Genomic DNA, 24360 nt, shown 5'->3' with positions numbered 1-24360 from the left:
ACGAACGCTCTGCACCGGCGGCTAACCGACGACTATCGAGATTTGAAACGCGTTATCGGAGGGGTACGACCGGCTTAGCTCCGCCGGTTCCTCTACCCGAACACGTTCGGGACAACCCCTTCGCACGGACGCGCCCTCCGTTCGAACATGGGAACCACCAGCGACGACCGCGAACACGACGCCGACCTCGACAGCGACGTGGAACCGATAACTGACCGCGTCCACGACAACTCGTGGTCGGCGAACCTCGAAAAGCCCCACCACGCCGAGAGCCGGGACCTCGTGGTCGAACAGGCCGAGACCGCGGTCGAACACACCGCGGGCGGGAACCACGTCAACCTCGTGACCCACGGCGACCACGGCCACCCGGAAACGTACCTCTACGACGCGCTCGACGCGGCCTTCGGTGACGACGTCTCGTGGGAGTACGTCGAACAGTGTGGCTGTGGCGGGCACGTCACCCGCGTCCACGTCGAATAGCGTCCGCCGCCGCGCTTCTCCTCCTTTTTTCGCTCCTCTTCTGTTGCCCCACTCGCGCTACTGTCGGACGTACAGCATCGCGACGCCCGCGACGAGGAAGAGGACGCCCCACCACAGCGAGTCGCCGGGCAGGGCCTTCAGCAGGAGCGTGACGATACCGGACGTGACGAGCGACCAGCCCATCGTGGTTTGATAGGTCACGGCGGACGTACGGTGCTAAGACGGATAGGTCCGTGGGTGGGGTCACTCCATCTCGTCGCCGAGCGCCTTCGCCGCGAGGAGCACCGGGTCCCAGACCGGACCGAACGGCGGCGCGTAGCCGAAGTCGAGGTTCCCGACTTCCCGGACCGTCAGTCCAGCGTGGAGCGACGCCGCGACCGAGTTGATGCGGTGGGCCGCCCCTTCCGCGCCGACCATGCTCGCGCCGAGGAGTCTGACCGAGTCGGCGTCGGCCGTCGCGTGGACGACGATGCGCGACCACCCGGGGTAGTAGTGAGCGCGGGTGATGGTCGTGATAGTGGTCGAGACCGGGTCGAACCCGGCCTCGCGGGCCTGCTCGTCGTCGAGACCCGTTCGCGCGACTTCGCGGTCGAACGCCTTCATCACGTTGGTTCCGACGATGCCACCGGTCGGCGTCGGTCGGCCCGCGACCGTTCGCCCGACGGCGCGGCCCGCGCGGTTGGCCGCGAGCGCGTACGGCCAGTGGACGCGGTCGCCAGTGAGCAGGTGGCGCGTCTCGGCGCAGTCGCCCGCGGCGTAGACGCGGTCCGCGTCGGTCCGCCCGAACTCGTCGGTGCGAATCGCGTCGTTCGCGCCGAGTTCCAGCCCCGCTGACGCCCCGAGTTCGGTGTCGGGTTCGACGCCCACGTCGCTGAGAACCGCGTCCACTGCGATTCGTTCGGTCTCAGTCTCCACCGCCGCGACCCGTCCGTCCTTGCCGTCGAGTCGCTGGACGGTGGTGTCGAGGTGGAGCGTCACGCCGCGCTCGCGGAGGTGGTCGGCGACGACGCCCGCCACGTCCGGCCCGAACATCGGGAGGACGCGGGGACCCTCCTCGAAGACGTGGACATCGAACCCGCGGGCGACGAACGCCTCGGCCATCTCCAGCCCGATTTTGTTGGCCCCGACGACCGCGACGACTTCGGTGTCGGCCTCGGAGAGGTGGGCGCGGAACGCCGCGCCGTACTCCGAGTCGGCGGCCGGAACCGTCGCCGCCTCGCCGTCGTCTTCGTGGAGGACGTAACTCCGGAGCGCCCGGCCCGCTTCGAGGTTCCGCACCGCGAAGACGCCGTCGAGGTCCGTCCCGGGCGCGTCCGGGAGCGCGGCCCGTCCGCCGGTGGCCAGCAGCAGGTCGTCGTACGACTCCTCGTAGCACTCGCCGTCGTGTTCGACGGTGACGGTCCCACGTTCGGGGTCGATTCCGACCACCTCCTGCTGGCGGCGCAGGTCGATGCCGCGTTCCTCCACGATTTTTTGCGGTTCGACCACCACGAGGTCGCTCACCTCGGCTATCTCGCCCTTGACGTAGTAGGGGAGACCGCAGGCCCCGTAGGACACCCAGTCGCCGCGCTCGAAGACCACGACCTCACGGTCCGGGTCGTCTCGCTTTGCCTTCCCGGCCGCGCTCATCCCCGCGGCGTCTCCCCCGACGACGAGAAATCGTTCGCTCATGAGTTGGGAAGGCTTCCACGGCGGAGCACATATCCGTTTGCCCGGTTCGAAGCTGGGGATTCAGAGCGTCGTTCGGGGGCAGTCGAACCCTGTCGGCCGGGTCTGCGAGCGTGACCGATTCGGCGTCGTCGCATCGCTGGCGAACAGTGAAGTGGCGGTTCGTCGTATCTCGTTCGGGGGGTTCCGATGGACAGAGCATTCGACTTCTTGCACATCAACGAGCGCGAATCGAAACCGCGCGAGAAGGGTATCACCGAGATTCGAGGCCCGTACTACGACCCGATGGGACCGCGCGAGTTGCGCGACATCCTTGACACGATGGGCGAGTACGTGGACATCTACAAGTTCTCCGGCGGGTCGTTCGCGCTGATGCCAGAGGACGCCGTGACCGAACTCGTCGAGACCTGCCACGAGTACGACGTTCAAGTCTCGACGGGCGGATTCGTGGAGAACGTCCTCGTCAGGGACCACGACAAGGTCGAGCAGTACGTCGAGGAGGCCGGAAATCTAGGGTTCGACATCGTGGAGATATCGTCGGGGTTCATCGCCATCGACACCGACGACCTCGTGGCGCTCACCGAACTGGTGCAGGACCACGGCCTGAAGCCCAAACCGGAGATAAACGTCCAGTTCGGCGCGGGCGGTGCGTCGTCGGTCGAGGAGTTGGAGAGCGAGGAGGCCATCGACCCGGCGAGCGCCGTCCGGGAGGCCCAGCGCCACCTCGACGCCGGCGCGTACAAGATTATGGTCGAGTCGGAGGGCATCACCGAGCGAGTTCGGGAGTGGCGCACCGACGTGGCCTTCGAAATCGCCAACGAGGTCGGCATCGAGAACTGCGTGTTCGAGGCGGCCGACCCGGCGGTGTTCGAGTGGTACATCAAGAACTTCGGCCCGGAGGTCAACCTGTTCGTGGACAACTCACAGATAGTCGAACTGGAGTGCATGCGCTCGGGTCTCTGGGGGAAGAAGAGTTCGTGGGGTCGGGTCACGTCTTACGACCGGGAGACCTGAGACGGCCTCGTAGTGCAGACCCCGGAGCCCAAAATCTATCTATCATTGACACGAGGCAACGGTTAACAAAGCGTTTAGGTTCCCTCGGTCCGTTACTCAAGATATGTTCCGTGTCGGGACAGCGAGCGTCGGAGGCGGGTTCTGCCACAGATGAGACTCAGCTATCAGCACGCGAACCCATCTACCGGCGGCGGTTCCTACCTCCTCCGATTCCGAGACGCGACCCGCGAGCGGACGGCCTGCGTCCTCGTCGACTCGGGCGTCGGCGTCGATATCGACTCGCTGTTGGCCGACGACGAGTATCTCGTGGCGGTTCTGCTCACGCACGCTCACCTCGACCACTACGCGTCGCTCGCCGACTCCCTTCGCGACGGTGCCCGGGTGTACGCCGCCGAACCGACGGCGAACGTCCTCGAACACGTGCTGACCGAAGGCGAGAAGAACTACGAAATCGGGACCACCGACGGCGTTCTCGACGCCGTCGAACCACTCGACGGGTGGGAGACGCTCGTCGCGGACGTTGCGGTTTCTCCGGTTCCCGCGGGCCACGCGCCCGGCGCGTCCGGGTTCGTCGTGCGATTCGGTGACGGGTCGCGGACCAACCACCTCCTGTTCACCGGCGACTTCACGACGCGCCGAGTCGCGGGCTATCCCGGTTTCCGGACCGAACTGCCGGTCGATATCGACGCGCTGTTCGTCAACGTCTCGACCGCCGACGACTTCGAGAAGACGCTCTCGGAGTCGCTGTTCACCCTCGTGGAGCGCGCACAGGCCGGGTCGTCGGTCCTCGCGACCGCCAGCGCGCTGACGGCGGTCCACTACGCCTACCTGCTCGGCCACCTCGGCGAGCGGTTGGGCGACCCGATTCCGGTCACGCTCGCGGGCCAGTGTGCCAAACTCTACGCCGACCTCGGCTACGACGTGCCGAACGTCGAGGCGGTCCCGGTGTTCGACTCGGCCAGCGACCTGCTCGAACGCGGCACCGTCACGTTCGCGGGACCGGAGGTTCCCACGGAGGGGAGCGCCCGCCGCCTGTTCGGCGTCGTCGAAGGCGATTCGGCGGCGACGCTCGTCCAACTGACCGGCGGGGCGACTACCCCGGTAGACACGGCGACTTGCACCGTCTACGACTTCGAGGTGGTCAACCACCCCTCGCTCTCGGCCATCGACGAACTGGTCGAGGAGTTCGACCCCATCCACGTCGTCGCGGGGCACGGGCCGCGCCACGCCCTCCGGAACTTCAGAGGGCGCTACGACGAGCGATTCGTCTGGGCCAGCGACGACGAACGCGAGCAAATCCTCTACGAGGGCGGTCGGTGGTCGCCGCCGCCGTGGCTGAGCGAGACCGCGGTCCAGTCCATCCGCGCCCGCGACTGGCGGGCGAACGGCGCGCGGTTCGGCGATCTCGCGGAACGCGACGAGTCGCTCCCCGCCGTGGTTCGGGTCGCCGACCCCGAACTCGGGGCCGAAGGCGTCGAAGTCGAGCGGTTGGAGGACCGGTTCGGCGAGCGCGACGACTCGACGCACTCGACCGCTCGCTCGACCCAAACCGAGGGTAAAGAGGCCGCGTCGAAAGCGGCGGACACCGAAGCGGGCGAGCGACGACCGGACGAGTCGGAGACGAGCGAACCGGAGGCAATCGAACCGGAGGCGGCCGAGTCAGGGCTATCAGATTCGTCGGTCCCGGACGCGGCCGTCACCGAGACCGAGCGGTTCCGACGCGAAGTTCTCGGCCGACTCGACGACCTCGAACCGAGGGCCACCGGCGCGCGCCTCCGCGCCCGCGTCGTGGACGGCGGCGACGACGTTACGCTGCTGCGTCTACTGGACGAGACTGACCTCGAACACGGTGAGGAGGTCACCGTGGTCCTCACTGAGAGCGAGGACGAGTGAGTGACGCGGTGCTGCGGAGGGCCTCGGACGCGAAGCGGACACGGTTCCGCGAACGGTCGGCGACTGCGGAACGGCCGCACGAATCAAGAGACCCCTCGTGGTGGGGACGTACAGGGATGTCTCAGGCCGAGAAACTCAGGGTCGGCGTCATCGGCGGCGGCTACATCGGAACCACGGTCGGACGGCTCTTCGAACAGGACCCGCGCTCGACGGTGACGGCGTTGGCGGACCTCAGCCCGGAGACCCGTCGAACTGCGGGCGAGACGCTCTACGTCGGCGACGGCTCACAGTACGAGGACTACCGCGAGATGCTCGACGCGGAGTCGTTAGACGCGGTTCTCGTCGGAACGCCACACACCCTCCACCACGAGATGGTGACGGCGGCGCTCGACCGTGACCTTCACGTCTTCTGCGACAAACCGCTGACGACCGACCTCGGCGAGGCCCGGGACCTCGCGACCGCGCCGAGTCGAGCGAGCAGGTGCTGATGGTGGGCTACCAGCGCCACCTGAACCCGGCGTTCCAGACCGCCCGCGAGCGCTGGCAGGGCGACCGCTCGCCGGACTTCCTCAGCGCAGAAATCACCCAGAACTGGATATCCCGGTTCGAGGACACGTGGCGGACCGACCCCGACCTCTCGGGCGGCGGGAACCTCTACGACACCGGCAGTCACCTCATCGACGCGGTGCTGTGGACCACGGGTCTGGTCCCGGAGGAGGTGAGCGCCGAGATGGTGTTCGCCGACGAGGAGGGCCGCGTGGACCAACGGGCCATCCTCACCGTGGAGTTCGCCGGCGGCGCGCACGGCACCATCTCGGTCCACAGCGACGCGCCCTGCGTCCGCGAACATATCCACATCTGGGACCCCGAGGGTGCGGTCTACCTCGAAGGCCGCCAATGGGAGGAGCGAGAACTCGAAACTATCGAGTCCGACTCCACGACGGTCATCCCCTTCATCGACCGCGACGAGCAGCGCAACAAGGCCGAGGCGTTCATCGATTGCGTCGAGACGGGCGAGCGACCGCCTGCCACCGCGAGGGACGCGCTGGCGGTGACCGCGCTGACCGAGGCGGCCTACGAGTCGGCACGCACCGGCGAGCGGGTGGCGGTGGAGTTGGAGTAGTCGCCGTCTGGAGTCGCGTAACGCTTTTTCGGCTCTCGCCCCACGATAGCGACGTGGCTCACAGCGAGGTCCAGTACCACGTCGGCGGGATGAGTTGCTCGTTCTGCACCGAGAGCATCCGGAAGGCCTACGACCGGACCGACGGGGTCGAAGACGCGAGCGTCAGCCTCGCTCACGAGGAAGTCCGAGTCCAGTACGACGACGCGGCGGTGTCGGAGGTCGAACTGAAGGACGCGCTCCGGGACCTCGGATTCACGATTCGGGACCCGGACAAGGAGGCGCGCTTCGAGGAACAGCGGGCGGAGTTGGACCGCGGGAAACGCCGCCTCGCGCTCGCCGGGGCGCTCTCGGGAATCACCGCGGCCCTGATGCTGTTCATGGTGTTCGTCCGCGGGAGCTTCGAATCGACGTCGGTCGGGATGGACCTCGCAGCGTTCGGACTCGCGCTCGTCACGATGCTCGGCCCGGGTCGGTACATCCTCTCGAAGGCGTACAACAGCCTCCGGCGCGGTATCTTGAACCAGCACGTCCTGCTGGAAGCCGGGGCGCTCGCGGGACTCGCGGGCGGTCTGCTCGGCCTGTTCGCCTTCCCGTCGTTCCCGACGGTCCACTTCTTCGCGGTCTCGGTGTTCGTCACTGCGTACCACGTCCTCTCCGAGTATACCAGCCTGCTCGTCCGAACGCGCGCTTCGCGGGCCGTACAGGGTCTGCTCGACCTCCGACCGGACACCGCCCGGCGCGTCCGCGAGTCTGGCGACCGAGACGACGGTGATAGCGAGGTCGAGGAGGTCGAAGACGGCGAAACCGAAATCGAAGAAGTCGCTGTCGAAGCCCTCTCGGTCGGCGACCGCGTGCGCGTCGAACCCGGCGAGAGGGTGCCGGTAGACGGCCGCGTCCTCGACGGTGAGAGCGCAGTGGACGAGAGCGTGGCGACGGGCGAGTCGGCCCCGGTGGACAAGTCGCCGGACGACGAGGTGGTCGGCGGAAGCATCAACCGGACCGGCACCCTGCTCGCGGAGGTGACCGCGACCGGCGAGGACGCCTTCCTGAACCGCGTCGCCAGAGAGGTCGAGGCCGCGCGGGCGATGAAACCGGGCGTGGTCGCGCTGGCCGACCGGGTGCTGAAGTACTTCGTTCCCGGCGTGTTCGTCGTCGCCGCGGCCTCGGCGCTGTTCTGGACGGTCGGGCCGCTGCTCCTCGGCGGCGCGCCCGACGTTCAGCGCGGCGCGTTCGCCGCGCTCGCGGTCCTCGTCCTCGGGTACCCCTGCGCGCTCGGGATGGCGACGCCGCTCGCGCTGGTCCGGGGCGGCGGCGTCGCGGCCGAGCGCGGCCTGCTCATGCGGAGCGCCGACGCCTTCCACGCCTTCCGCGAGGTCGAGACGGTCGTCCTCGACAAGACGGGGACCGTCACGAAGGGCGAACCCGCCGTCGCGGCGGTCCTCGCGGTCGGCGATGCGGACGAGACCGAGGTGGTCCGCCGGGCCGCGACCGCGGAGGTGTACAGCGAACACCCCCTCGCGGACGCGGTCATGGACCACGCCGCCGAACGTAGCGTCGAGTTCCCCACGCCCGAGGAGTTCGACAGCGAGACCGGCAAGGGCGTCCGCGCGACGGCGGCCGGGGCGGAGATTCGCGTCGGGAAACCGTCGTGGGCCGCCGACGGCGGCCTGCCGGCGGAACTGTCCGACGACGCCGACGAGTTACGGAACCGTGGTCTCACCGTCGTCGCAGTCGCAGTCGACGGAGCGGTTCTCGGTCTCCTCGCGTTCGGCGACCCGGTGAAAGACGACGCCGCGGACGCGGTCGCCCGCATTCGCGAGTGGGGTGCGACTCCAGTGATGCTCACCGGCGACGACGAGCGAACCGCCCGCACGGTGGCCGACCGGGTCGGCATCGACCGCGTGACGGCCGAGGTACTCCCCGAGGACAAGCGCGAGGAGATACGACGGTTTCAGGCCGAGGGCGACCGCGTGGCGATGGTCGGTGACGGCATCAACGACGCCCCGGCGCTGACGCAGGCCGACGTCGGCATCGCGGTCGGTGCGGGCACCGACATCGCCATCGAGAGCGCCGACGTCGTCCTCGTCACCGACCGACTCGGCGGTGTCGCGGACGCCTACGAAATCGCCGACCGGAGCTATCGGAAGACCAGACAGAATTTGGCCGCGGCGTTCGCGTTCAACGGGGTGGGCGTCGCCGCGGCGACGACCGGACTCGTCCACCCGGTCTTCGCCATGATAGCGATGGTGCTGTCGGTCTCGGTCGTCCTGCTCAACAGTTTCGGCGGGCAGTTGCTCCGCGGGGAGCGACCGACGACGGACTTCGCGGGCGCGACGGACGCCGAGTCGGCGTGACCGCGCTCAGTCCACCGAGAGACCGTCGGCGACTTCTCTGACTGCCCGCTTGGCCTCGACCTTCCCGTCGTAGTGGGCGCGCTCCGGCGTGACCGCCACCACGTCGTCGCGCACGTCGCCGTCCATCGCCTCGGGAACCGGCACGTCCAACAGCGAACACGCCGTCGGCGCGAAATCCGTCAGGTTCACCGTCACGCCGGTCTCCTGTTTGACCGGGCCGCCCCACGCGTAGAAGACGCCGTGCATCTCGTTCATCGAGGTGTGCGACCCGGTCTTGGGCGGGTCGGCGAACACGCGCTTGGTCTTCATCGTCTGGGGGTACTGAATCTGGTAGCCCGGCGCGGGCATGCAGACGAGGTCCGGGCGGGTGTCGGCGTACTCGTCGCCGTACACGTCCTCGCCGTAGAGGACCGAATCGATGACTCGCTCGCCGCGCTCGGGGTGTTCGATGGCGAGCAGTCGCTCGCGGAGGCGCTCGCGCACCTCGTCGTACTTGTGGTCGGGAATGGCTCCCTCGGCGTGGTCGTCGGTGTTGAGATAAATCTGGCCCCCGCTCGCGACCGTGAACGCGGCGGTCCGACTCCAGTCGATGTCCTTCCGGGAGATGGTGAGCAGTTCCGCGAGGTCCGGTCCCGACCCGTCTCCGTTGGTCCGGGCCACGCCCATCTTGAGCTTCGAGAACAGGTTGAGTTCGCTCATCACCGTCTCGACGGCGTCGTAGACGTGGTTGTAGCCGAACTGCTTCAGGCGCGTCCACGGTCGGGACTCCAGTTCGAGGTAGCCCGCCGAGTAGAGCCACGAGTTGAGGTTGATTGTCTGGTAGACCGGCCCGTGACCGTGGTCCGAGAGGACCAGCATCGTGTCCTCGTCGTCCATTCGTTCCATCACCCATCCGAGGAATTCGTCGTAGAGTTCCAGCAGTTCGAGGGGCTTGTCGTCGTACTTGCGGGCCACCTCGGGGTCGTGCTTGGGGTGGGTCTCGTCCAGCACGTGGCCGAGGACGTGGAGGACGTTGTCCGGTCCCGAGAACACCAGCGAGTGGAAGTCGCAGGGGTACTCCTCGACGAGCAACTTGGCGACCTCGATGCGGTTGCGCTCGATTTCGAAGAAGTTGTCCAACAACCCGTGCAGGTTCGCCTCGTCGGTACCGTCGTCGTACCCCTCGTAGGGGTCCACGTCGTACTCGCCGACCCGCTCCTCGATGTCGGCCTGCAACTCGTCGGGGAAGGCGTACGACCCCGAGGAGGGCGTCGTGATGTTGTCCGAGATGTGGAACCCCGAGGTCCGGGACGGTGGGTACCCCGGCATGACGTTCATCACGCCCGAGCGGTGACCCTCGGCGTCGAGGTACTCCCAGACCGGGACCGACTGCTCGCGGAGGGTCTCGGCGTTGACGAAGTCGGTGGCGTACCCGCCCTCCTCCTTGAGCATGAAGTTGTAGACGCCGTGGTTGCCGGGGTTGCGGCCCGTGGCGAACGAACTCCACGCTATCATCGACAGCGGCGGCACCGTCGAGCGCGTCGTGCCGTCGGTGCCCTCGGCGCGCATCCGTCCGAAGTTGGGGAGCCGTCCGGCGTCGATGCCCCTATCGACGAGTTCGGGCGGAACGCCGTCCAACCCGAACACGTAAACTGAGCCGTCGCTCATCGTCACTTTTCGAGGTACCCCAGTTGTTCGAGGCGGTCCTCCACCACGTCGTCGTCGGCGCTGTCCGCGCCGCCGTCGGCCGCGTCGCCGCGCTCGATTTCGGCGGCGGTCGATTCGAGGACGTACGCGGCGAGTTCGTCGGCGTCGTCGAAGCCGTCGAGTCGGTCGGCGAGCAGTTCGTAGCGGTCGCTGAGGTCGGTCGGTAGCTGTATCGTCGACATGGTTATCGGTTCCTGCTGGAGAACGAGGGAATCGGTCGGCGGCGTTTCAGGAGGCGAACCAGGAAGAGCATGACCGCGAGTCCGTGCTTCACGGGATTGTGGGTCTGGCCTTCGAGGTTTTCGTACCGGGCGTCGATGGCCCGTTCGGTGATGGTCAGTCCCTCGTTGGTCGCCGAGTCTATCATCTCGCTCTCGACGCCCATCCCGTCGGTCGTGATGGAGAGCCGTTCGAGCGATTCGGGCGAGAACGCCCGGAACCCGCTCTGGGTGTCGGTGAGGTCCGACCCGGTCACGCGCGAGGTGCAGTAGTCGAGGACTACCTGCCCGACCCTGCGGTAGGCCGGCGTCTCGTCGCGAGCGTCGTCGGTGAGATACCGACTCCCGATGACCATGTCGGCCTCGCCTTCGACCACCGGTTCGGCGAGCGCGGGGATGTCCGTCGGGTCGTGCTGCCCGTCGGCGTCGAGCATGACGAGCGCGTCGCAGTCCGTGTGCCGGGTGTGAGCGAAGAGGGTGCGGACCGCGGCCCCTTTCCCCCGGTTGGACTCGTGGCGTAACACGGTCACGTCCGCCTGCGCCAGAATCGCGGGAGTCCGGTCGGTGCTCCCGTCGTCAACGACCACCACTTCGTCGGCCCACCGCTGGACGCCGAGGACGGTACTCCCGATGGCGCTCTCCTCGTTGTACGCCGGAATGCCCACGACGAGGTGAGCGTTGCCGAGTGACTCCGCGACGGTTCGGGCGGTTCGACCGCCCTCCGCGACCTGTAAGCTCATGGTTCCTTCGGCGTATCCATCCGTTTCCCGGCACTTTGTTGTCCAGCGACTATACCGGGATAGTGGGTGTCTTCCCGAGTATAAGTCGGCCGTACGGCGGTTCGTGCGATTACCGCTTGGTACTCGTTGCCTAGCCTTCGAGAAACCGGATATTTCCCACCTGTGGGTCGGGGGACCTTACGACTCTCAAAGTCACGTTAGCGCGTGACTTCGAAACTTCCACGAACCGAGAAAATCAGGTCGGGGTGGACTCGGTAATTTCGGGGTGTCGAGTCACCGTGACACCGTGGGTCAGACGACTGACTCGTAGACGCCTTCGATTCGCTCGGCCATCCGGTCGAGGCTGAGGTGCCGAACGGTCTCCCGACCGTTCGACCGACGGGGGTCGGCGAGAACGTCCGTCAGTGCCTCGACGAGTTCGTCGTCGTCGTCCGAGACGGCGGACGGCGAGACGCCGTCGAGTCGGTCGGCGACGTCGCCGACGTCGGTGGAGACGACCGGGAGGTTACAACTCAGCGCCTCCTTGACGGAGTTGGGCGACCCCTCTCGCTTCGAGGTGAGCAGGAGCGCGTCGGCGGCGTTCATGTACGCGGCCACCTCGGCGTGGGGGACGCCGTAGACGACCTGTAACTCCACGTCGGTCTCGATTCGTTCGCTCGCTCGCTCGACGATTCGACGCGCGCGGGAGTGATTCTTCACGTCCTGCGAGGGCGGATACGGGAACAGGACGTGGCGCGCGTCCGGGTCCCAACCCACCTCGGCGCGGGCCTCGTCCTTCGGCCGGGGTGCGAATCGGTCCATGTCGATACCGTGTGGGATAACGTGGCAGGGTTCGCCGAGTTCGCGCGCCATCTCGTCGGACATCACGATGACGGCGTCGCAGTAGCGCGCGCACTGTTTAGACAGCCACCCGTACTCGCCCATCAGGTCGGTGCCCCACAGCGAGAGGACCACCGGCAGTCTGACCTGCGCGAGCGCGGCCGGGGCGGTCAGACCGTAGTTGGCGTGGACCACGTCGTACCCCTCCAGCGACTCGTTGATGACCTGCGGGACGAACCGGAGGTAGTCGCCGACCGACCGCTCGGTCACGTCCTCGCGGGCGACGTGGTCGCCGGGCGGTTTCATCGTGGCGCAGTTCACGCCGCGGCGCTCCAGCACCTTCGTCTGTTGCTCGAAGAACCGGGCGTCCTCGTTCGAGACCAGATTGAGGACGTTCACCGTCTCCCTCCCTCGGTCCGAGCGCCGTCGTCTCGTTGTCGGTCGGTCCGTTCGGGGTCGTCCTGCGACTCGCCGACCCCGCTCGCGTCGTCCGCGACCCGGTCGCCCCGGCCGCCGTCGCTCCGAAGCGTCTCGGGGTCGAGCGCGAGCGCGCGGTCGGGTTCGCGCGGTGAGACGCCGCTGACCCGGTCGATACCGACCGGGGAGACGTCGCCCGTCGCGCCGACCGTCTCGGCCACGTCGAGGACGACTTCGGTGAGATTCACCTTGTCGTCGAGGTAGTCGTCCCGCAGCGTGCCCCAGCGTTTGTCGGCGTCGTCGTCTGCGAGGATGTCGGTCGCGGCGTCGAGTACCGCGTCGAACGCCTCGAGGTTGTATATCAGCCCCGCGCGTTCGAGGTCGAGGAAGTTGCCCATGTCGTCGTCGCCGACGAAGGAGTTCGAGCGAATCGCGGGAGTGCCGAGGAGCGCCGCCTCCGTCACCATCGTCTGGGTGTCGGCGACCAGCAGGGACGCCTCGGCCAGCGCGTCGTGGAGTAGCGCCGGATGGAGGTCGAACGGTCTGGCGGGCGCGTGGTCGAGGTCCATGTCGCCGCCCTCGTCCGAGACGAAGACGGTCGCGTCCTCGGCGAGGCGCTCGACGAGTTCCCGGCGCTTTTCGGGCGTGAACCCGGCTTCGCCGACGTCGTGATGCGACCCGAAGGCGTTCAGTCGGACGATGGCGAACGTCTCGTCCGGGCCGACGCCCAACTCCTCGCGCACGTCGGTCTGTGGCTCCCACTCCTCCGGGTGGAGGTAGGCGCACTCCTTGAACCCCCGAAACTCGTAGTGCTTATCGCCGAGGTCCTTCTCGAAAGTGTGGGGCGTCAGCACCGCGTCGGCCAGCGGGACGGAGATAGCGTGGTCGAAGTCGGTGTTGCCGGAGTCGTCCACCAGCACGACCGGAACCCGTGCGACGGTCCCAGCGAGCGCGGCGTAGGTCCCGCGGCCGAAGACGCAATCGGGGCCGTACCGGAGCGTCCGCTGGACGATGTTGACGGCGTGTTTCGGCAGTTCGCGAACCAGTGAGAACTTCTCGGTCCCGCACCGTCCGTAGAGTTCGTACGGTACCTCGTAGTAGTCGAGCAACGCCTCGGTGCAACCGTAGTCGCGCGCGAGTACGAGGGTCTCGTGCCCGCGTTCCTCCAGTTTCGAGACCGCGCGCCTGTACTGGTGAACCTGTGCTGGCGTGTTGGTGAAGAACAGATACTTCATGGTAATCTCGTTCCGACGGAGACCCGCGCGTGGCTCTGGGGTCAGTAGTGCGACGTTGCGCTCGCACGGCCATTGTTATACGGAGCCTGAAGCCGCGTCGCCGACCGTCGCAGTTCGGTTCAGGACGGCGAACGGACCGGTCGGACCTAGCGTATCGACGTGCTCTACGCCACGAATCCGAATGAATCTGAATTTACCGGCCATCAAGCTTATAATTACAGAGAAACTATCGTCTTTCGTAAGTCATGCACGACCTGACTGGTTTCCAGCGGGACTTGCTGTACGTCATCGCGGGGAAGGACGAACCGCACGGCCTCGCAATCAAGGATGAACTCGAATCGTACTACGAGAAAGAGATTCACCACGGCCGACTCTACCCGAATCTAGACACGCTCGTAGACAAAGGGTTGGTAGACAAGGGGCAGCGCGACCGCAGAACCAACTATTACGCGCTCACCGACCGCGGTAGCCGCGAAATCGAGGCCCGTCGCGAGTGGGAGTCGGGCCACCTCGGCGAGAAGTCCTCGATAACCGCGTAGTCCCGCGTCAGCGACTCCCTTTTCGACGCCCTTCACACGCTCGTCCGACTGGCAGTTCTCCTCGTATCGGTCGAACCGCGAACTTCTGGACAGGCTTCGCAGTCTCGATTTCGAACATCCGTGACGCTGACCGTTCGGCCGACCGAAGCGAGTGCGGTTCTCCGGGCGTCACTCGGCGCGGACGACCACGGTGTCGCCCGCCACGTCACCGAGTCGCTGAGCGCGGTCGGTCGCCAGCATAGCGAGGAAGCCCAGCAAATAAAACGGGACGAAATCCAGCGGACGGAGGAGGTTGCGGACGACGACCGCGCCCGCCGAGGGCGGCGACCCGTCTTCGGCGACGACCACGAGACCGAGGAGCCACTTGCCGGGCGTCCGGCCGAGCGACGCCTCCGAGACGACGAAGTAACAGAACGGACCGACCGCCAGTCCGACGACTAGGCCCGGTCCGAGGGCGGGGTCGCCGAATACGGTGTAGGCGAGAGCGCCCGACACGACCGCGCCCACGAACGCCGCGATAGCCGCGAACGCGAGGTCGAGACCGGCCGCGAGCGTCCGTCTGCCGAACACGTCGCCCTCGGTACCGATGACGGGGTCCGGGCGGGTGAGGCCGAACGCGGTGAGAAACCAGTCGAGACCGACGCCCGCACCCATCGAGTCGGGGTCCGGGCGTTCGGTCGGGTCGTCGGCGGTCCTGAGCCACTTCGAGACGTGCATCCGCGAGACCGACACGTCGGCGTCGGCCGCGAGCGAGACGAGTCCCGCGAGGTGGGCCTTCCCGGTAATCAGACACGGCGACTCGTACCCTTCCCGTTCGGAAATCTCCGTGACGCGTCCGAGCATGTGGCTGTTCCGATGTTCGTTGATAGCTCCGGCGGTGGCGAGATAGAACAGCATCGGGAGCACGGCGGGTCCGGGAGCGAGGTGTACGGACGGGAGCAGTCCCTGCGACGCACCGGCCCAGAGGCTCCCCCACGCGGTCGGAACCGTGACCAGTAGCCAGAGGCGGCGGTCGATTCGGGCCGCCGCGAGCGTGAGACCGAACGCCACCACCAGCACGCCCGCGGTGGTGAGTAGCGACGAGCGAAACAGCCACGCGAGACCCGCCATCGTTAGCCAGTTGACCGCCACCCAGCGCGGTCCCGCTCTGCTCATGACCAGTACCGGGTGGTCGTCGATTTCGTGGACCGGCAGGCCGCGGTCCTCGGCTACTCGACGGGCGGCTATCGCCTCGGCCTCGTCGTAGGCCCGATTCAGGACCGCGTAGAGCGGCAGCAACAGGACGAGGTGGAGGAGCATCCCGAGGAAGAACGTCGGGGTGCGTGCGGCCACCCGACCGAACGTCCGGAGCGTCACTTCCATCTCGGGTTGCTCGATGAACAGGGCGTCGGCGTCGTCGGCGAACGCGTCGAGTTCCCGGCGGACTTTCCCCGGACGGTCCACGTGGACGACGCCGAACAGGCTGAGCGTCGGAGATGTCATCTGGAGTGACTGTACGAGTCTCGACTGATAGCTCCACCGATATATCGAGGGCGGAATCGTCTCCGTCGCACTGACCCGAGGGCATCCCCATCGCCGAGTCTTCGACTCCGCCGACTCGGCAACAACGCACTTCCTCCCGGACGCCCTCCATCCGGACATGGCAACTATCGTCGGCGTCGCGGTTGACGGTGGAGTCGTTCTCGCGGGGGACCGCCGACTCACGCGCGGCGGAACGGTGTCGAGCGAGCGCAAACGCCACGTCTTCGACTTCGGCGCGGTCGGCGCGGCGGCGGTCGGCGAGGCGGGCGGAATCGACGAGTTCCGACGCCAACTCGACTCCGAGGTCCGGTCTCACGAGACCGAACAGGGCGACCCGATGGGAATCGACCGGTTCGCCAGCGTCGCCAGCGACCTCGCCGCCGCGGAGGGCGTCGAGGCGGTCGTCGCGGCGCGCGACGACGGCGTCCCGCGGGTTCGGGGAATCAGCAGCGACGGCGGCGTCATCACCGACGACGCGGTCGCGTTCGGGTCCGGCGCGCAGTTGGCACTCGGCGTCCTAGAGGGCCGTGAGGCCGGTCTCGGCGTGGACGACGCCGAGGAACTAGTGCGCGACGCGGTCGAGACCACGGCCGACCGCGACACCGACACCGGCGCGGAGATAGACACGTATCGGCTGCCCGCCGACGCGGATTCGGCGTGAATCAGAGCCGCCCAATGTAAATTTTACTCTCTAACACCGAAATCTAATGGAAGAAATTAATCATCCATAACTGTTAAAATTTGATAACTTTATATCTATATAACATTATTCCTTAGTGCAATGGCTGGAAATACTGGTCGCAACAAAACTGCTGATGAGACTGATTCGATTAAACGGCGCGGCGTTCTGAAAGCACTCGGAGTTGGCACGGCAGGAATAGCTGGCTCAAGTGCATTTTCAGGACTAACTGCCGCTCGCGAAGATGGAAATCAACTTAAGAGGCTTTCAGGTGAGAGAAAAGGAAGTCGTCAAGAAAGTCAAAAAGAGCAAGAAATTCGAGGTAGTTCGGAATCAACTGGCACAAGCATACTCTGTTCAAGTTCGAGATGAGACTGAGGTCATCGTAAACGCAGATGAAAATGGAGAACCTTTTCAGGTAGTGTCGTTTGAAACGGAGGCTGCGATTCCAAATGGCGAGGTGGAGTTCGTTGCGGTTGTTCAGGGGAAAGTTGTGAAAGCAGAAGGTTCGATACTCCACTATGAAGGTGGTGAATTAAGTAGTGTAGACCAATACGTCTTCTCTGAAGGCGAACTGAAGACCAATAAAGTCCAGGAAATTACGGTTCCAGCACAGAGCAATCAACCATCGATGAGTCCACAAAATTGTGGATGTGGGGATATCCCTGATATCTGCCCGTATTGCAAATCAGCAGTTCCGGTCATCTGTTTCGTGGGATGTGGTTCAAGTCTTAGTGCAATCTGCAATGCGATTAGTGGTGCTGCACCAGGTGCAGCGACATGCTTTGGGGTAGTCAGCACTATCTGCGAAGAGATTAGCGATAAAGGTTGTGCGGGTAAGAATGCGACCCGCATCTGCGAAATGGCCGGACTGTGCCAGTGAGAGATTAGGCAATCTGACGTACGTCTCCTTGCCATAAACATTTTGATATTTGGGACGAACATTAGTATATGAATCGGCAAAGTCTGACCTTGGCTTTTCTTTTCCTATTAGGCACCCTATCGATTGGCCTTTTGATAGATTACTACGTATTAAATTTGCTAACGACACTGTACCTACGAACCGTAGTTATATTCGTTTACTTGCTGCTCGTCTTAATTGGCCTTTCAGCTATAAAGGGTCAAAACTTGTCAGCAGAGTTCCCGCGGTTACTATTATATGCTACAATTATGTCTCTTATATACGCCACATTTGTAAATTAAAAATCCGGAAATTAATGTCAATATATTTTATTTTCCTCCACGTTCGACCTACCATATTTGATTGTGATTACTCCCATGGGTATAAGAAAAGAACCAAATAAAACCAACATCAGTAGAACGAGGGAATCAAAAACATCACTGTGAATATTCAAACCCTTCGTCAAGTCTTCTGGCGCTAGTTGACCGAGGGCGACGCTAGCAAGAGGTGCTGCTCCTATTTTTATCATTAGTAGCCCAAATATGACGTCAACAATACGGTCGCTGTCCATTGAATGAAGTGTTAGTGCTCTACCTATATGATTCTTCGTCAATAGTACTTCAAACCAAGAATAGCGCGTGTCTGACTACTCAGATTCTGAGAATGCGTCTTAACCGTCAACCAGAAACGCAACTTGTAGTCGTAAAGTGGAGGTGGATAGTGGTGACGTTTTCTACGATACACTTTACTAACCACTGCGTTGGCAAGGGATAACTCTACTAATTGGTGTTTTTTGGCGGTGTAGAGTTTGAGAACGAACGATTTAGTAAAGTTCGGTTTTGAACTCGATTTTCCATTTAGGGTGGTGGCTTTATAATTGGCTCGTACATGACACGAACGGCATGACACATTCCCGTAGAATATTGAAAGTAATACCACAGGATTGCAATACGGTATTCCCTGAACCCACTAGATTTTACAATTGTAGGACTCTCGAAATCCCGTTACGGTACCACCGATGGTTCCGCCCTCAACCATAAATTACCTCTCAACGTCCCTCTCCGTACTGTTCTTTTAAGTCACTTCGATTCGTATCGCCGAACGACCATGACGGACGTCGAAATCGAGTACTGCGTCCCCTGCGGGATGCTCGACCGGGCACAGGACGTACAGCACGCACTTCTCAGCGAGTACGGCGAGCGACTCGACTCGGTGGCGCTGGTGACGGGCGACAGCGGCGTGTTCGAGGTCCGCGCCGACGGCGAACAGGTGTTCGACAAGGACGAGGACGAGTTCGACGTGGACGCCATCGTGGAGTCGGTCGGCCAGCGAGCGTCGTCGTAATCGCACCGCCGAGACCGATTATCTCGTCTCGTTCGCCGTCCCGTTAGCCACCGCTTTCTCGTACCAGTCCGGACGTTCGACCGTGGTGTTCCCGAGTCGAGTGAGGCGTATCGTCCGGGAAACGACGGCCGAGCGGTCCTCGAACGTCGTTTGGTAGGTCTGCTGGAGCGTCCGGACGATGCCCTGCGAGTCCACGATGGCCACGAAACTGTAAGACCCGCCGTACATGGGCGCTAACTCCGTTCCCGGTTGTTCGGTCGAGACGACGCGGAACAGCGTGGTTCCGTCGCGTTCGAACCGCTCGACGACGGTAGTGTTCGTCGCGGCGAAGGCGCTGTACAACAGTTCCCACTGGGTGTCCGGTTCGAACGGCGCTCGCTCACGACTGACCTCCCGGTAGGTCGGTTCGCCGCCCCGAACCTGTCGGGCCGTCACCGCGCGGGTCTCGTTCGCCCACGTCGCGAGTTTATATCGCCCGAACCCGAGCGGTCGAGTCGCGTTGCTCTGCGTTTGGGAGGTCACCGCGAAGAACGATTCTCCGCCCGACGAGACCCGCGTCGTCGTGATTCCCTGACTCAACACGGTCCCGTTCGGTCGGCGGAACGCGTACGACGTCGCCACCGTGTACGAGGTGTTTCGGAGCGCCTCCCGGTGGGCGTCCGCGAGCGCGAGCGGGTCCGTCACGCCGTCCGCCGAGAGACCCGGTGGGTACTCGGTCGCGTTGTCCTGTGCGAACGACTGCGGTTGCGACGCGCCCGACGTGACCGTCGCTACCGACGAGACCAGTGGTGCGCTGCTCACTATCCCGAGGACCAGCAAGACGAGGAACGTTCGCTTCATGGTTCCCCGTCTACCTTCGTTCTTGAAGGATAACTAACTACTCCTTTCCGTCAGTATTTTCGGCTCTAAGTTCCGCCTCCCGAGGGGCGGAAACGCTGTTGTCGGTGCGGAGCAACTCTCCGCGTGCGCTTTGGCGGGTCGTCCGACCGCTGGTCGTTACGCTCGCCCTGAGACCGCCGGTTGTCGCCCGGGAGACAAAACCGTGCTGAGGATTTATCACCGTCCCCGTGGTCTACCTCGCCGGGGGTTACGGAATGTCTCACAATCAGCACCGGGCGTCTCTCGGAGTTACAGGCGTCGATGACGCCGACGACAGGCACCGATTGAACGCCGTCACGGAGGGGTCACGATGAAACTCGCGATGATTGGTTTCGGACAGGCGGGCGGGAAGATAGTTGACAAGTTCATCGAGTACGACCAGCGCACCGGCAGTCAGGCCGTGCGGTCGGCCGTGGCGGTCAACACCGCGAAGGCCGACCTCGTGGGTCTCGACTACGTGCCCGAGGAGAATCAGGTCCTCATCGGGCAGTCCCGCGTGAAGGGCCACGGGGTCGGCGCGGACAACGAACTCGGGGCGGAAATCGCCGAGGAGGACATCGACGAGGTACAGGGCGCGGTGGACAACGTCCCCATCCACGACATCGACGCTTTCCTCATCGTCGCCGGGATGGGCGGCGGGACGGGGTCGGGCGGCGCGCCGGTCCTCGCGAAGTACCTCAAGCGCATCTACACCGAACCGGTGTACGGTCTCGGCATCCTGCCGGGCCGCGACGAGGGCGGCATCTACACCCTGAACGCAGCGCGGTCGTTCCAGACGTTCGTCCGCGAGGTGGACAACCTGCTGGTGTTCGACAACGACGCGTGGCGCGAGTCGGGCGAGAGCGTCGGGTCGGGCTATGACCGCATCAACGAGGAGATAGTCCGGCGGTTCGGCATTCTCTTCGGCGCGGGCGAAGTCTCGCGCGGCGACGAGGTCGGCGAGAGCGTCGTGGACTCCAGCGAGATAATCAACACGCTCGACACCGGCGGCGTCTCCACGGTCGGGTACGCCGCCGAGGAGGTGGACAACCCCTCGGGCGGCCTGCTCTCGCGGTTCAAGAGCGACGGCACCGGGGAGGTGGACTCGACCCACGCGACCAACCGAATCACGAGTCTGGTCCGGAAGGCGGCGCTGGGGCGGTTGACCCTGCCCTGCGAAATCGACAGCGCCGAGCGCTCGCTGCTGGTCGCCAGCGGTCCGCCCGAGTACCTGAACCGGAAGGGCGTCGAGAAGGGCCGCAAGTGGTTGGAGAACCAGACCGGGTCGATGGAGGTCCGCGGCGGGGACTACCCGACCGGCGACGCCGACCAAGTCGCTGGCGTCGTCCTGCTGTCGGGCGTCTCGCAGGTCCCCCGGGTCGAGGAGTTACAGGACGTGGCCATCGAGGCCCAAGACAACATCGACGAGATTCGGTCCGAAAGCCAGCAGAACACCACCGACCTCATCGAGGACGACGACGGCGAACTCGACCCGCTGTTCTGAGTCGTTTCTGTCTCGTCGGTTCCTGTCGTTTCACCACACCACGCTGTTCCTGCCGTTTTCGTCGCGTATCGCTGTCGTTTTACGGGTTCAGTCAGCGGTCGCGGGAGTTTCCACCGCCGTCGCTACCGGGTCCCGTCCCGGTCTGGCTCTCGCCCCGCTCGCCGTCCATCACCTCGAAGACGATGACGCCGTCGTTCTCGAAGACGGTGCGGTACTTGGGCGAGAGATGCATCGACATCGCCAGTTTGCTGGTGCGCTGGTACTGCATCCCCCGGACCGTGAACGTCCCCTTCGGCAGGTAGATGTAGTCGGGACTCACCCCGGCCGCCGAGAGGGTCTGGGACATGCAGTGGGCGCTGTTACACGAGGAGATGTCCCGGAAGAGGTTCAACTGGCGGTTGTACGGTTCGTGGCCCTTCCACTCGACGCCCCACGGACCCACGAGCATCGTTCGATGCGTCTGCTGGGGGAACCACTCGGCGGCGTCGCCCTGCACGACGAACGTGGCGCTCGGGTCGGTGTTCGTCTCCACCCACTCCATCGCCTCCACGTCGTCGTGGGTGATGAACTGCGGGAGCGACGGACTCCCGGCGTGGGCGTCCACGTCGCTGGTCGCGTACATCGCGCCCCCGGCGAGACCGACTGTGGCGATTAACACGACAGCGGCGGTGACGACCTCGCGACGACCGACCGGGAGCGGGGTCTCGCGCTTCAGCCACGGGCCGACGCCTTCGAGCAGGAAGACGGCGATGATGAAGGCCCCGACGGTGACGGAGAGTCGGGGCTTACCGAACGCCAGCATCACCGTGACGAACCAGACCGGGAGGAAGTACCGGCGCTCCTTCAGGAGGTACGCGATGCCGAACAACGGGACGACGGCCCACATCTGCCCGACCAGCGCGCCGTGGACGTTGAACTGCACGAGCGCCTGCAGCGACTGGAGACCGCCGCCGATGCCGCCGTGGGTCCCGGCCGCGCTCGTGAACACGTCTACGCCGTGGTAGGACATCACCTGTATCCACCACGGCGCGGCCAGCAGGAGGCCGCCGCCGCCGACCACCGCACCGCGGACGAGACCCCACAGCGTTCGGTCGAACGCGAGGAACAGCAGGAAATACGACAGCGCGAAGAAGGCAGTGTAGAGGGGATGAGTGAGGACGGTGAGCGTGAACAGCGCGAGCGAGGGGACGACCCACCGCTGGTCCCGGTCGCGGTAGAGGCGGAGTCCCGCGTAGATGCCCGACAGCGCGAACAGGAAGCCGGGCGCGCGGACGATTCCGCCGGCCGAGATGTGCCACTGGAGCACGGGCGGACTCACCGCCACGACGAGACTGGTCAGCGCGGCCTCGGGGCGCGACCCGAGCAAGTCTCGGGCCAGCAGGTAGAGCGGAACGAGGTAGAGCATCGTCACCAGTCCCGGCAACACCCGCGTGATGGTGATGGGGTCGAGTCCCGTGAGGTCACGGATTGCGGCCACCGCGTAGAACATCAGCGGCGGGTACGCGAAGGGGACGCCGCCCTCCGTGTAGTAGGGAATCGTCTTCGGGAGCGCGTACCCCATCTCGGAGATGCGCTCGGCGATGAGGAGGTAGAGTCCCGCTCCGAACGACGGGTACGGATGCGAGCGCAGATAGACGGTGAACAGCACCGCCGCCGCGAGGAGCGCGGGTGCGAGCCATAGCAACTCCCGTTTGTACTTCTGAGTGCGTACTGTCGTCTTCTGTGCGAGATTCTGTTCCGTCATAGCGGTCTCCCTGCGCTCAAAACGAGCGCTCTCGTCTCGGCTGCGGTTCGCGTCGGTCCTCCTTTGTTATCCAGTGGCTACTCCGTCCCCCGTCCCGGGCGGCGCGGACCCCGACGGTGTTACGTCGCGGAAATCGTCGTTTACGGTCGCTCGTTACCGAACACAGTACGAATCGAGGGTTACATCTTTCGGCCACACGTGGTCGAGCGGTTCGACGCGCCGCGAGCGAGTTCCGAGCACTGCTCTCACTCGTACCTGAGCGCGTCGATGGGGTCGGTGTGGGCGGCGTCCCACGCGGGATAGAGTCCCGCGAGGACTCCGACCACGACGCCCACCGCGACCGAGGCCACGAACCATATCGGCTGGAACGCCAGCGGGAGTCCGATGGCCTGCGCGCCGGCGTACCCGCCCGCGATGCCCACGACCGCACCGAGCGCCGACCCCAGCACCCCGAGCATGACCGCCTCGACGAGGAACAACTGGAGCACGTCGCGGTTCTGCGCGCCGACCGCTTTCATGATGCCGATTTCGCGGGTGCGCTCGGTCACGCTCACCAGCATGATGTTGGCGATGCCGATGGACCCCACGATGAGCGAGATGACCGCGATTCCCGTGATGTAGGCGGTGAACGTGCTGGTCAACTGCTTTATCTGGCCGATAATCTGACCCTGCGTCGTCACCTCAAACTGGTAGGACTGGGACTTGAGTTGGCGGGCGTCGGACTGCTCGCCGAGGTAGTTGAACACCCGCCCCTGCACCGCATCGACCTGTCCCGGCGACTCGGCCTTGACGAGTATCCGCCCGTAGACCAACTGGCGGGCGCGGAGGCTCGGACTCACCACCGTCCGCTCGTAGTAGGGCTGCGTGGGCGCGTATATTTTCGGTTGCGCCTCGCCCTGTCCGATTCCGAGGACGCTGCCCCCGCTCTGAGTCTCGACGATGCCGACGACCGTGGCGTTCAGTTTCTCGTCGTTGGCCGCCCGCGTGAACGTGATGTTGTCACCGACGGTGACGTTGTCCGCGAACATCTGGGTGGCCGGTCGGTTCAGGACCACCTCGCGTTCCCCCATCCGATACGGTCGTCCCTCCACGAACGAGATGTTCCGCACCCGGAAGTAACCGGGCGACGACACCGTAATCCACTGTCTGCCCACCGTCGAGTTGTTGTACGTGACGGTCGAGGCGGCGATGCCGCTCTCTGGCGCGGCGAGTTCGACGCCCTCTAGTTGCCGTATCTGTTGGACGTCGTACTGGGTGAAGACGACCGACCCGCCGCCCCCGAGCGACGGAAGCCTGCTATCGCCCGGTGACTGAGCCGTCACGTACATCGTCGCGGCGTTGCCGCCGGCGACGGTACTGATGATGTCCTGCTGGAGACTCGCCCCGAGCGTCACGAACGTGATGACCGCCGCGACGCCGATGATGACCCCGAGCGTGGTCAGCGTCGAGCGAAGTTTGTGTTCGCGAATGTTGCGCCAACTGATTCGTGCCCCTTCGATGACGTTCATCGTGTACCCCGGTCCCCCGTGTGGGTTTTCCGCTGACCCGAGTACGTCGGCGAGCGACAAAAACCCCCGAACCGAAACGCGGCGTTACCGTCGGTAGGACCGGCCAAGCGCCGGG

At 64.9% G+C, this 24360-nt stretch carries 21 protein-coding genes and 1 pseudogene; 10 read left to right on the top strand and 12 right to left on the bottom strand.

The window, feature by feature from the left end; genetic code table 11:
- Positions 1–147 precede the first annotated feature (147 nt).
- The gene (locus FXF75_RS15920) at positions 148–480 is read left to right on the top strand and encodes a CGCGG family rSAM-modified RiPP protein (RefSeq protein ID WP_163522840.1); all 333 of its coding nucleotides are present in this window, start codon (positions 148–150) and stop codon (positions 478–480) included.
- A gap of 57 nt (positions 481–537) precedes the next feature.
- Here the strand turns inward: FXF75_RS15920 and FXF75_RS22190 are convergent, their stop codons facing one another.
- Complete coding sequence (locus FXF75_RS22190; RefSeq protein ID WP_205427794.1) at positions 538–681, bottom strand: hypothetical protein; 144 nt, start codon at positions 679–681, stop codon at positions 538–540.
- 42 nt (positions 682–723) lie between these two features.
- Positions 724–2151 (bottom strand): FAD-dependent oxidoreductase, encoded by a 1428-nt coding sequence (locus tag FXF75_RS15915; protein WP_163522839.1) that lies wholly within the window; start codon positions 2149–2151, stop codon positions 724–726.
- Between the two features lie 186 nt (positions 2152–2337).
- Here FXF75_RS15915 and FXF75_RS15910 point away from each other — a divergent pair, with 186 nt between their 5' ends.
- The 4 genes and pseudogenes from FXF75_RS15910 to FXF75_RS15895 all read left to right on the top strand — a co-directional run bounded on the left by FXF75_RS15910 (position 2338) and on the right by FXF75_RS15895 (position 8532).
- Positions 2338–3162: a phosphosulfolactate synthase gene (locus FXF75_RS15910; protein ID WP_163522838.1), complete on the top strand. Its 825-nt coding sequence runs from the start codon at positions 2338–2340 to the stop codon at positions 3160–3162.
- Positions 3163–3312: 150 nt separating this feature from the next.
- Positions 3313–5055, top strand: coding sequence for an MBL fold metallo-hydrolase (locus FXF75_RS15905; RefSeq protein ID WP_163522837.1), 1743 nt, complete (start codon positions 3313–3315; stop codon positions 5053–5055).
- Between the two features lie 116 nt (positions 5056–5171).
- Positions 5172–6178, top strand: a pseudogene (locus FXF75_RS23520) (Gfo/Idh/MocA family protein).
- 53 nt (positions 6179–6231) lie between these two features.
- Positions 6232–8532, top strand: coding sequence for a cation-translocating P-type ATPase (locus FXF75_RS15895; RefSeq protein WP_163522836.1), 2301 nt, complete (start codon positions 6232–6234; stop codon positions 8530–8532).
- A gap of 6 nt (positions 8533–8538) precedes the next feature.
- Here FXF75_RS15895 and FXF75_RS15890 read toward each other — a convergent pair whose 3' ends face one another.
- From FXF75_RS15890 to FXF75_RS15870, 5 genes are all read right to left on the bottom strand, one after another.
- A complete protein-coding gene (locus FXF75_RS15890) occupies positions 8539–10179 on the bottom strand; it encodes an alkaline phosphatase family protein (RefSeq protein WP_163522835.1) in 1641 nt (546 codons plus the stop codon).
- A gap of 2 nt (positions 10180–10181) precedes the next feature.
- On the bottom strand, positions 10182–10400 hold the full coding sequence (locus FXF75_RS15885) for a hypothetical protein (RefSeq protein ID WP_163522834.1): 219 nt from the start codon (positions 10398–10400) through the stop codon (positions 10182–10184).
- A 2-nt stretch (positions 10401–10402) separates the two neighbouring features.
- Positions 10403–11176, bottom strand: a complete 774-nt coding sequence (locus FXF75_RS15880) for a glycosyltransferase family 2 protein (RefSeq protein ID WP_163522833.1) — start codon at positions 11174–11176, stop codon at positions 10403–10405.
- 291 nt (positions 11177–11467) lie between these two features.
- On the bottom strand, positions 11468–12394 hold the full coding sequence (locus FXF75_RS15875) for a glycosyltransferase family 4 protein (protein WP_309221839.1): 927 nt from the start codon (positions 12392–12394) through the stop codon (positions 11468–11470).
- Positions 12391–13647, bottom strand: a complete 1257-nt coding sequence (locus tag FXF75_RS15870) for a DUF354 domain-containing protein (protein WP_163522832.1) — start codon at positions 13645–13647, stop codon at positions 12391–12393. Before FXF75_RS15870 ends, FXF75_RS15875 begins: the two co-directional genes overlap by 4 nt.
- A 245-nt stretch (positions 13648–13892) precedes the next feature.
- Here FXF75_RS15870 and FXF75_RS15865 point away from each other — a divergent pair, with 245 nt between their 5' ends.
- On the top strand, positions 13893–14186 hold the full coding sequence (locus tag FXF75_RS15865; RefSeq protein ID WP_163522831.1) for a PadR family transcriptional regulator: 294 nt from the start codon (positions 13893–13895) through the stop codon (positions 14184–14186).
- Positions 14187–14354: 168 nt separating this feature from the next.
- On the opposite strand, the gene FXF75_RS15860 is transcribed toward FXF75_RS15865, so the two are convergent.
- A complete protein-coding gene (locus FXF75_RS15860) occupies positions 14355–15668 on the bottom strand; it encodes an RDD family protein (RefSeq protein ID WP_163522830.1) in 1314 nt (437 codons plus the stop codon).
- 157 nt (positions 15669–15825) lie between these two features.
- Between FXF75_RS15860 and FXF75_RS15855 the strand changes: the two genes are divergently transcribed.
- Positions 15826–16368: a 20S proteasome subunit A/B gene (locus FXF75_RS15855; protein ID WP_163522829.1), complete on the top strand. Its 543-nt coding sequence runs from the start codon at positions 15826–15828 to the stop codon at positions 16366–16368.
- Between the two features lie 262 nt (positions 16369–16630).
- A complete protein-coding gene (locus FXF75_RS15850) occupies positions 16631–17269 on the top strand; it encodes a halocin C8-like domain-containing protein (RefSeq protein WP_163522828.1) in 639 nt (212 codons plus the stop codon).
- Between the two features lie 337 nt (positions 17270–17606).
- Here the strand turns inward: FXF75_RS15850 and FXF75_RS15845 are convergent, their stop codons facing one another.
- Positions 17607–17858: a hypothetical protein gene (locus tag FXF75_RS15845; protein WP_163522827.1), complete on the bottom strand. Its 252-nt coding sequence runs from the start codon at positions 17856–17858 to the stop codon at positions 17607–17609.
- Positions 17859–18394: 536 nt separating this feature from the next.
- Here FXF75_RS15845 and FXF75_RS15840 point away from each other — a divergent pair.
- The gene (locus FXF75_RS15840; protein WP_163522826.1) at positions 18395–18631 is read left to right on the top strand and encodes a SelT/SelW/SelH family protein; all 237 of its coding nucleotides are present in this window, start codon (positions 18395–18397) and stop codon (positions 18629–18631) included.
- 18 nt (positions 18632–18649) lie between these two features.
- Here the strand turns inward: FXF75_RS15840 and FXF75_RS15835 are convergent, their stop codons facing one another.
- Positions 18650–19471: a hypothetical protein gene (locus FXF75_RS15835; protein ID WP_163522825.1), complete on the bottom strand. Its 822-nt coding sequence runs from the start codon at positions 19469–19471 to the stop codon at positions 18650–18652.
- A gap of 349 nt (positions 19472–19820) precedes the next feature.
- On the opposite strand from FXF75_RS15835, the gene FXF75_RS15830 reads away from it, so the two are divergent.
- A complete protein-coding gene (locus tag FXF75_RS15830) occupies positions 19821–20993 on the top strand; it encodes a tubulin/FtsZ family protein (RefSeq protein ID WP_163522824.1) in 1173 nt (390 codons plus the stop codon).
- Positions 20994–21084: 91 nt separating this feature from the next.
- Here FXF75_RS15830 and FXF75_RS15825 read toward each other — a convergent pair whose 3' ends face one another.
- Together FXF75_RS15825 and FXF75_RS15820 are read right to left on the bottom strand one after the other, a co-directional pair.
- The gene (locus FXF75_RS15825; RefSeq protein WP_205427718.1) at positions 21085–22737 is read right to left on the bottom strand and encodes a glycosyltransferase family 39 protein; all 1653 of its coding nucleotides are present in this window, start codon (positions 22735–22737) and stop codon (positions 21085–21087) included.
- Positions 22738–22982: 245 nt separating this feature from the next.
- Positions 22983–24245 carry an ABC transporter permease gene (locus FXF75_RS15820; RefSeq protein WP_163522823.1) on the bottom strand — a complete coding sequence of 421 codons (1263 nt, stop codon included), beginning with the start codon at positions 24243–24245 and terminating at the stop codon, positions 22983–22985.
- Positions 24246–24360: the final 115 nt, after the last annotated feature.

Source organism: Halorussus sp. MSC15.2 (assembly GCF_010747475.1).
GTDB lineage: Archaea > Halobacteriota > Halobacteria > Halobacteriales > Haladaptataceae > Halorussus.
This window is presented reverse-complemented; position numbering and strand designations above follow the sequence as displayed.

Bases quoted from the DNA above. Each gene is read 5' to 3' on its own strand.
- FXF75_RS15920 (WP_163522840.1), top strand. From the start codon at position 148: ATGGGAACCACCAGCGACGACCGCGAACACGACGCCGACCTCGACAGC.
- FXF75_RS15915 (WP_163522839.1), bottom strand. From the start codon at position 2,151: ATGAGCGAACGATTTCTCGTCGTCGGGGGAGACGCCGCGGGGATGAGC.
- FXF75_RS15910 (WP_163522838.1), top strand. From the start codon at position 2,338: ATGGACAGAGCATTCGACTTCTTGCACATCAACGAGCGCGAATCGAAA.
- FXF75_RS15905 (WP_163522837.1), top strand. From the start codon at position 3,313: ATGAGACTCAGCTATCAGCACGCGAACCCATCTACCGGCGGCGGTTCC.
- FXF75_RS15890 (WP_163522835.1), bottom strand. From the start codon at position 10,179: ATGAGCGACGGCTCAGTTTACGTGTTCGGGTTGGACGGCGTTCCGCCC.
- FXF75_RS15885 (WP_163522834.1), bottom strand. From the start codon at position 10,400: ATGTCGACGATACAGCTACCGACCGACCTCAGCGACCGCTACGAACTG.
- FXF75_RS15880 (WP_163522833.1), bottom strand. From the start codon at position 11,176: ATGAGCTTACAGGTCGCGGAGGGCGGTCGAACCGCCCGAACCGTCGCG.
- FXF75_RS15870 (WP_163522832.1), bottom strand. From the start codon at position 13,647: ATGAAGTATCTGTTCTTCACCAACACGCCAGCACAGGTTCACCAGTAC.
- FXF75_RS15865 (WP_163522831.1), top strand. From the start codon at position 13,893: ATGCACGACCTGACTGGTTTCCAGCGGGACTTGCTGTACGTCATCGCG.
- FXF75_RS15860 (WP_163522830.1), bottom strand. From the start codon at position 15,668: ATGACATCTCCGACGCTCAGCCTGTTCGGCGTCGTCCACGTGGACCGT.
- FXF75_RS15855 (WP_163522829.1), top strand. From the start codon at position 15,826: ATGGCAACTATCGTCGGCGTCGCGGTTGACGGTGGAGTCGTTCTCGCG.
- FXF75_RS15850 (WP_163522828.1), top strand. From the start codon at position 16,631: ATGGAAATCAACTTAAGAGGCTTTCAGGTGAGAGAAAAGGAAGTCGTC.
- FXF75_RS15845 (WP_163522827.1), bottom strand. From the start codon at position 17,858: ATGGACAGCGACCGTATTGTTGACGTCATATTTGGGCTACTAATGATA.
- FXF75_RS15840 (WP_163522826.1), top strand. From the start codon at position 18,395: ATGACGGACGTCGAAATCGAGTACTGCGTCCCCTGCGGGATGCTCGAC.
- FXF75_RS15835 (WP_163522825.1), bottom strand. From the start codon at position 19,471: ATGAAGCGAACGTTCCTCGTCTTGCTGGTCCTCGGGATAGTGAGCAGC.
- FXF75_RS15830 (WP_163522824.1), top strand. From the start codon at position 19,821: ATGAAACTCGCGATGATTGGTTTCGGACAGGCGGGCGGGAAGATAGTT.
- FXF75_RS15825 (WP_205427718.1), bottom strand. From the start codon at position 22,737: ATGACGGAACAGAATCTCGCACAGAAGACGACAGTACGCACTCAGAAG.
- FXF75_RS15820 (WP_163522823.1), bottom strand. From the start codon at position 24,245: ATGAACGTCATCGAAGGGGCACGAATCAGTTGGCGCAACATTCGCGAA.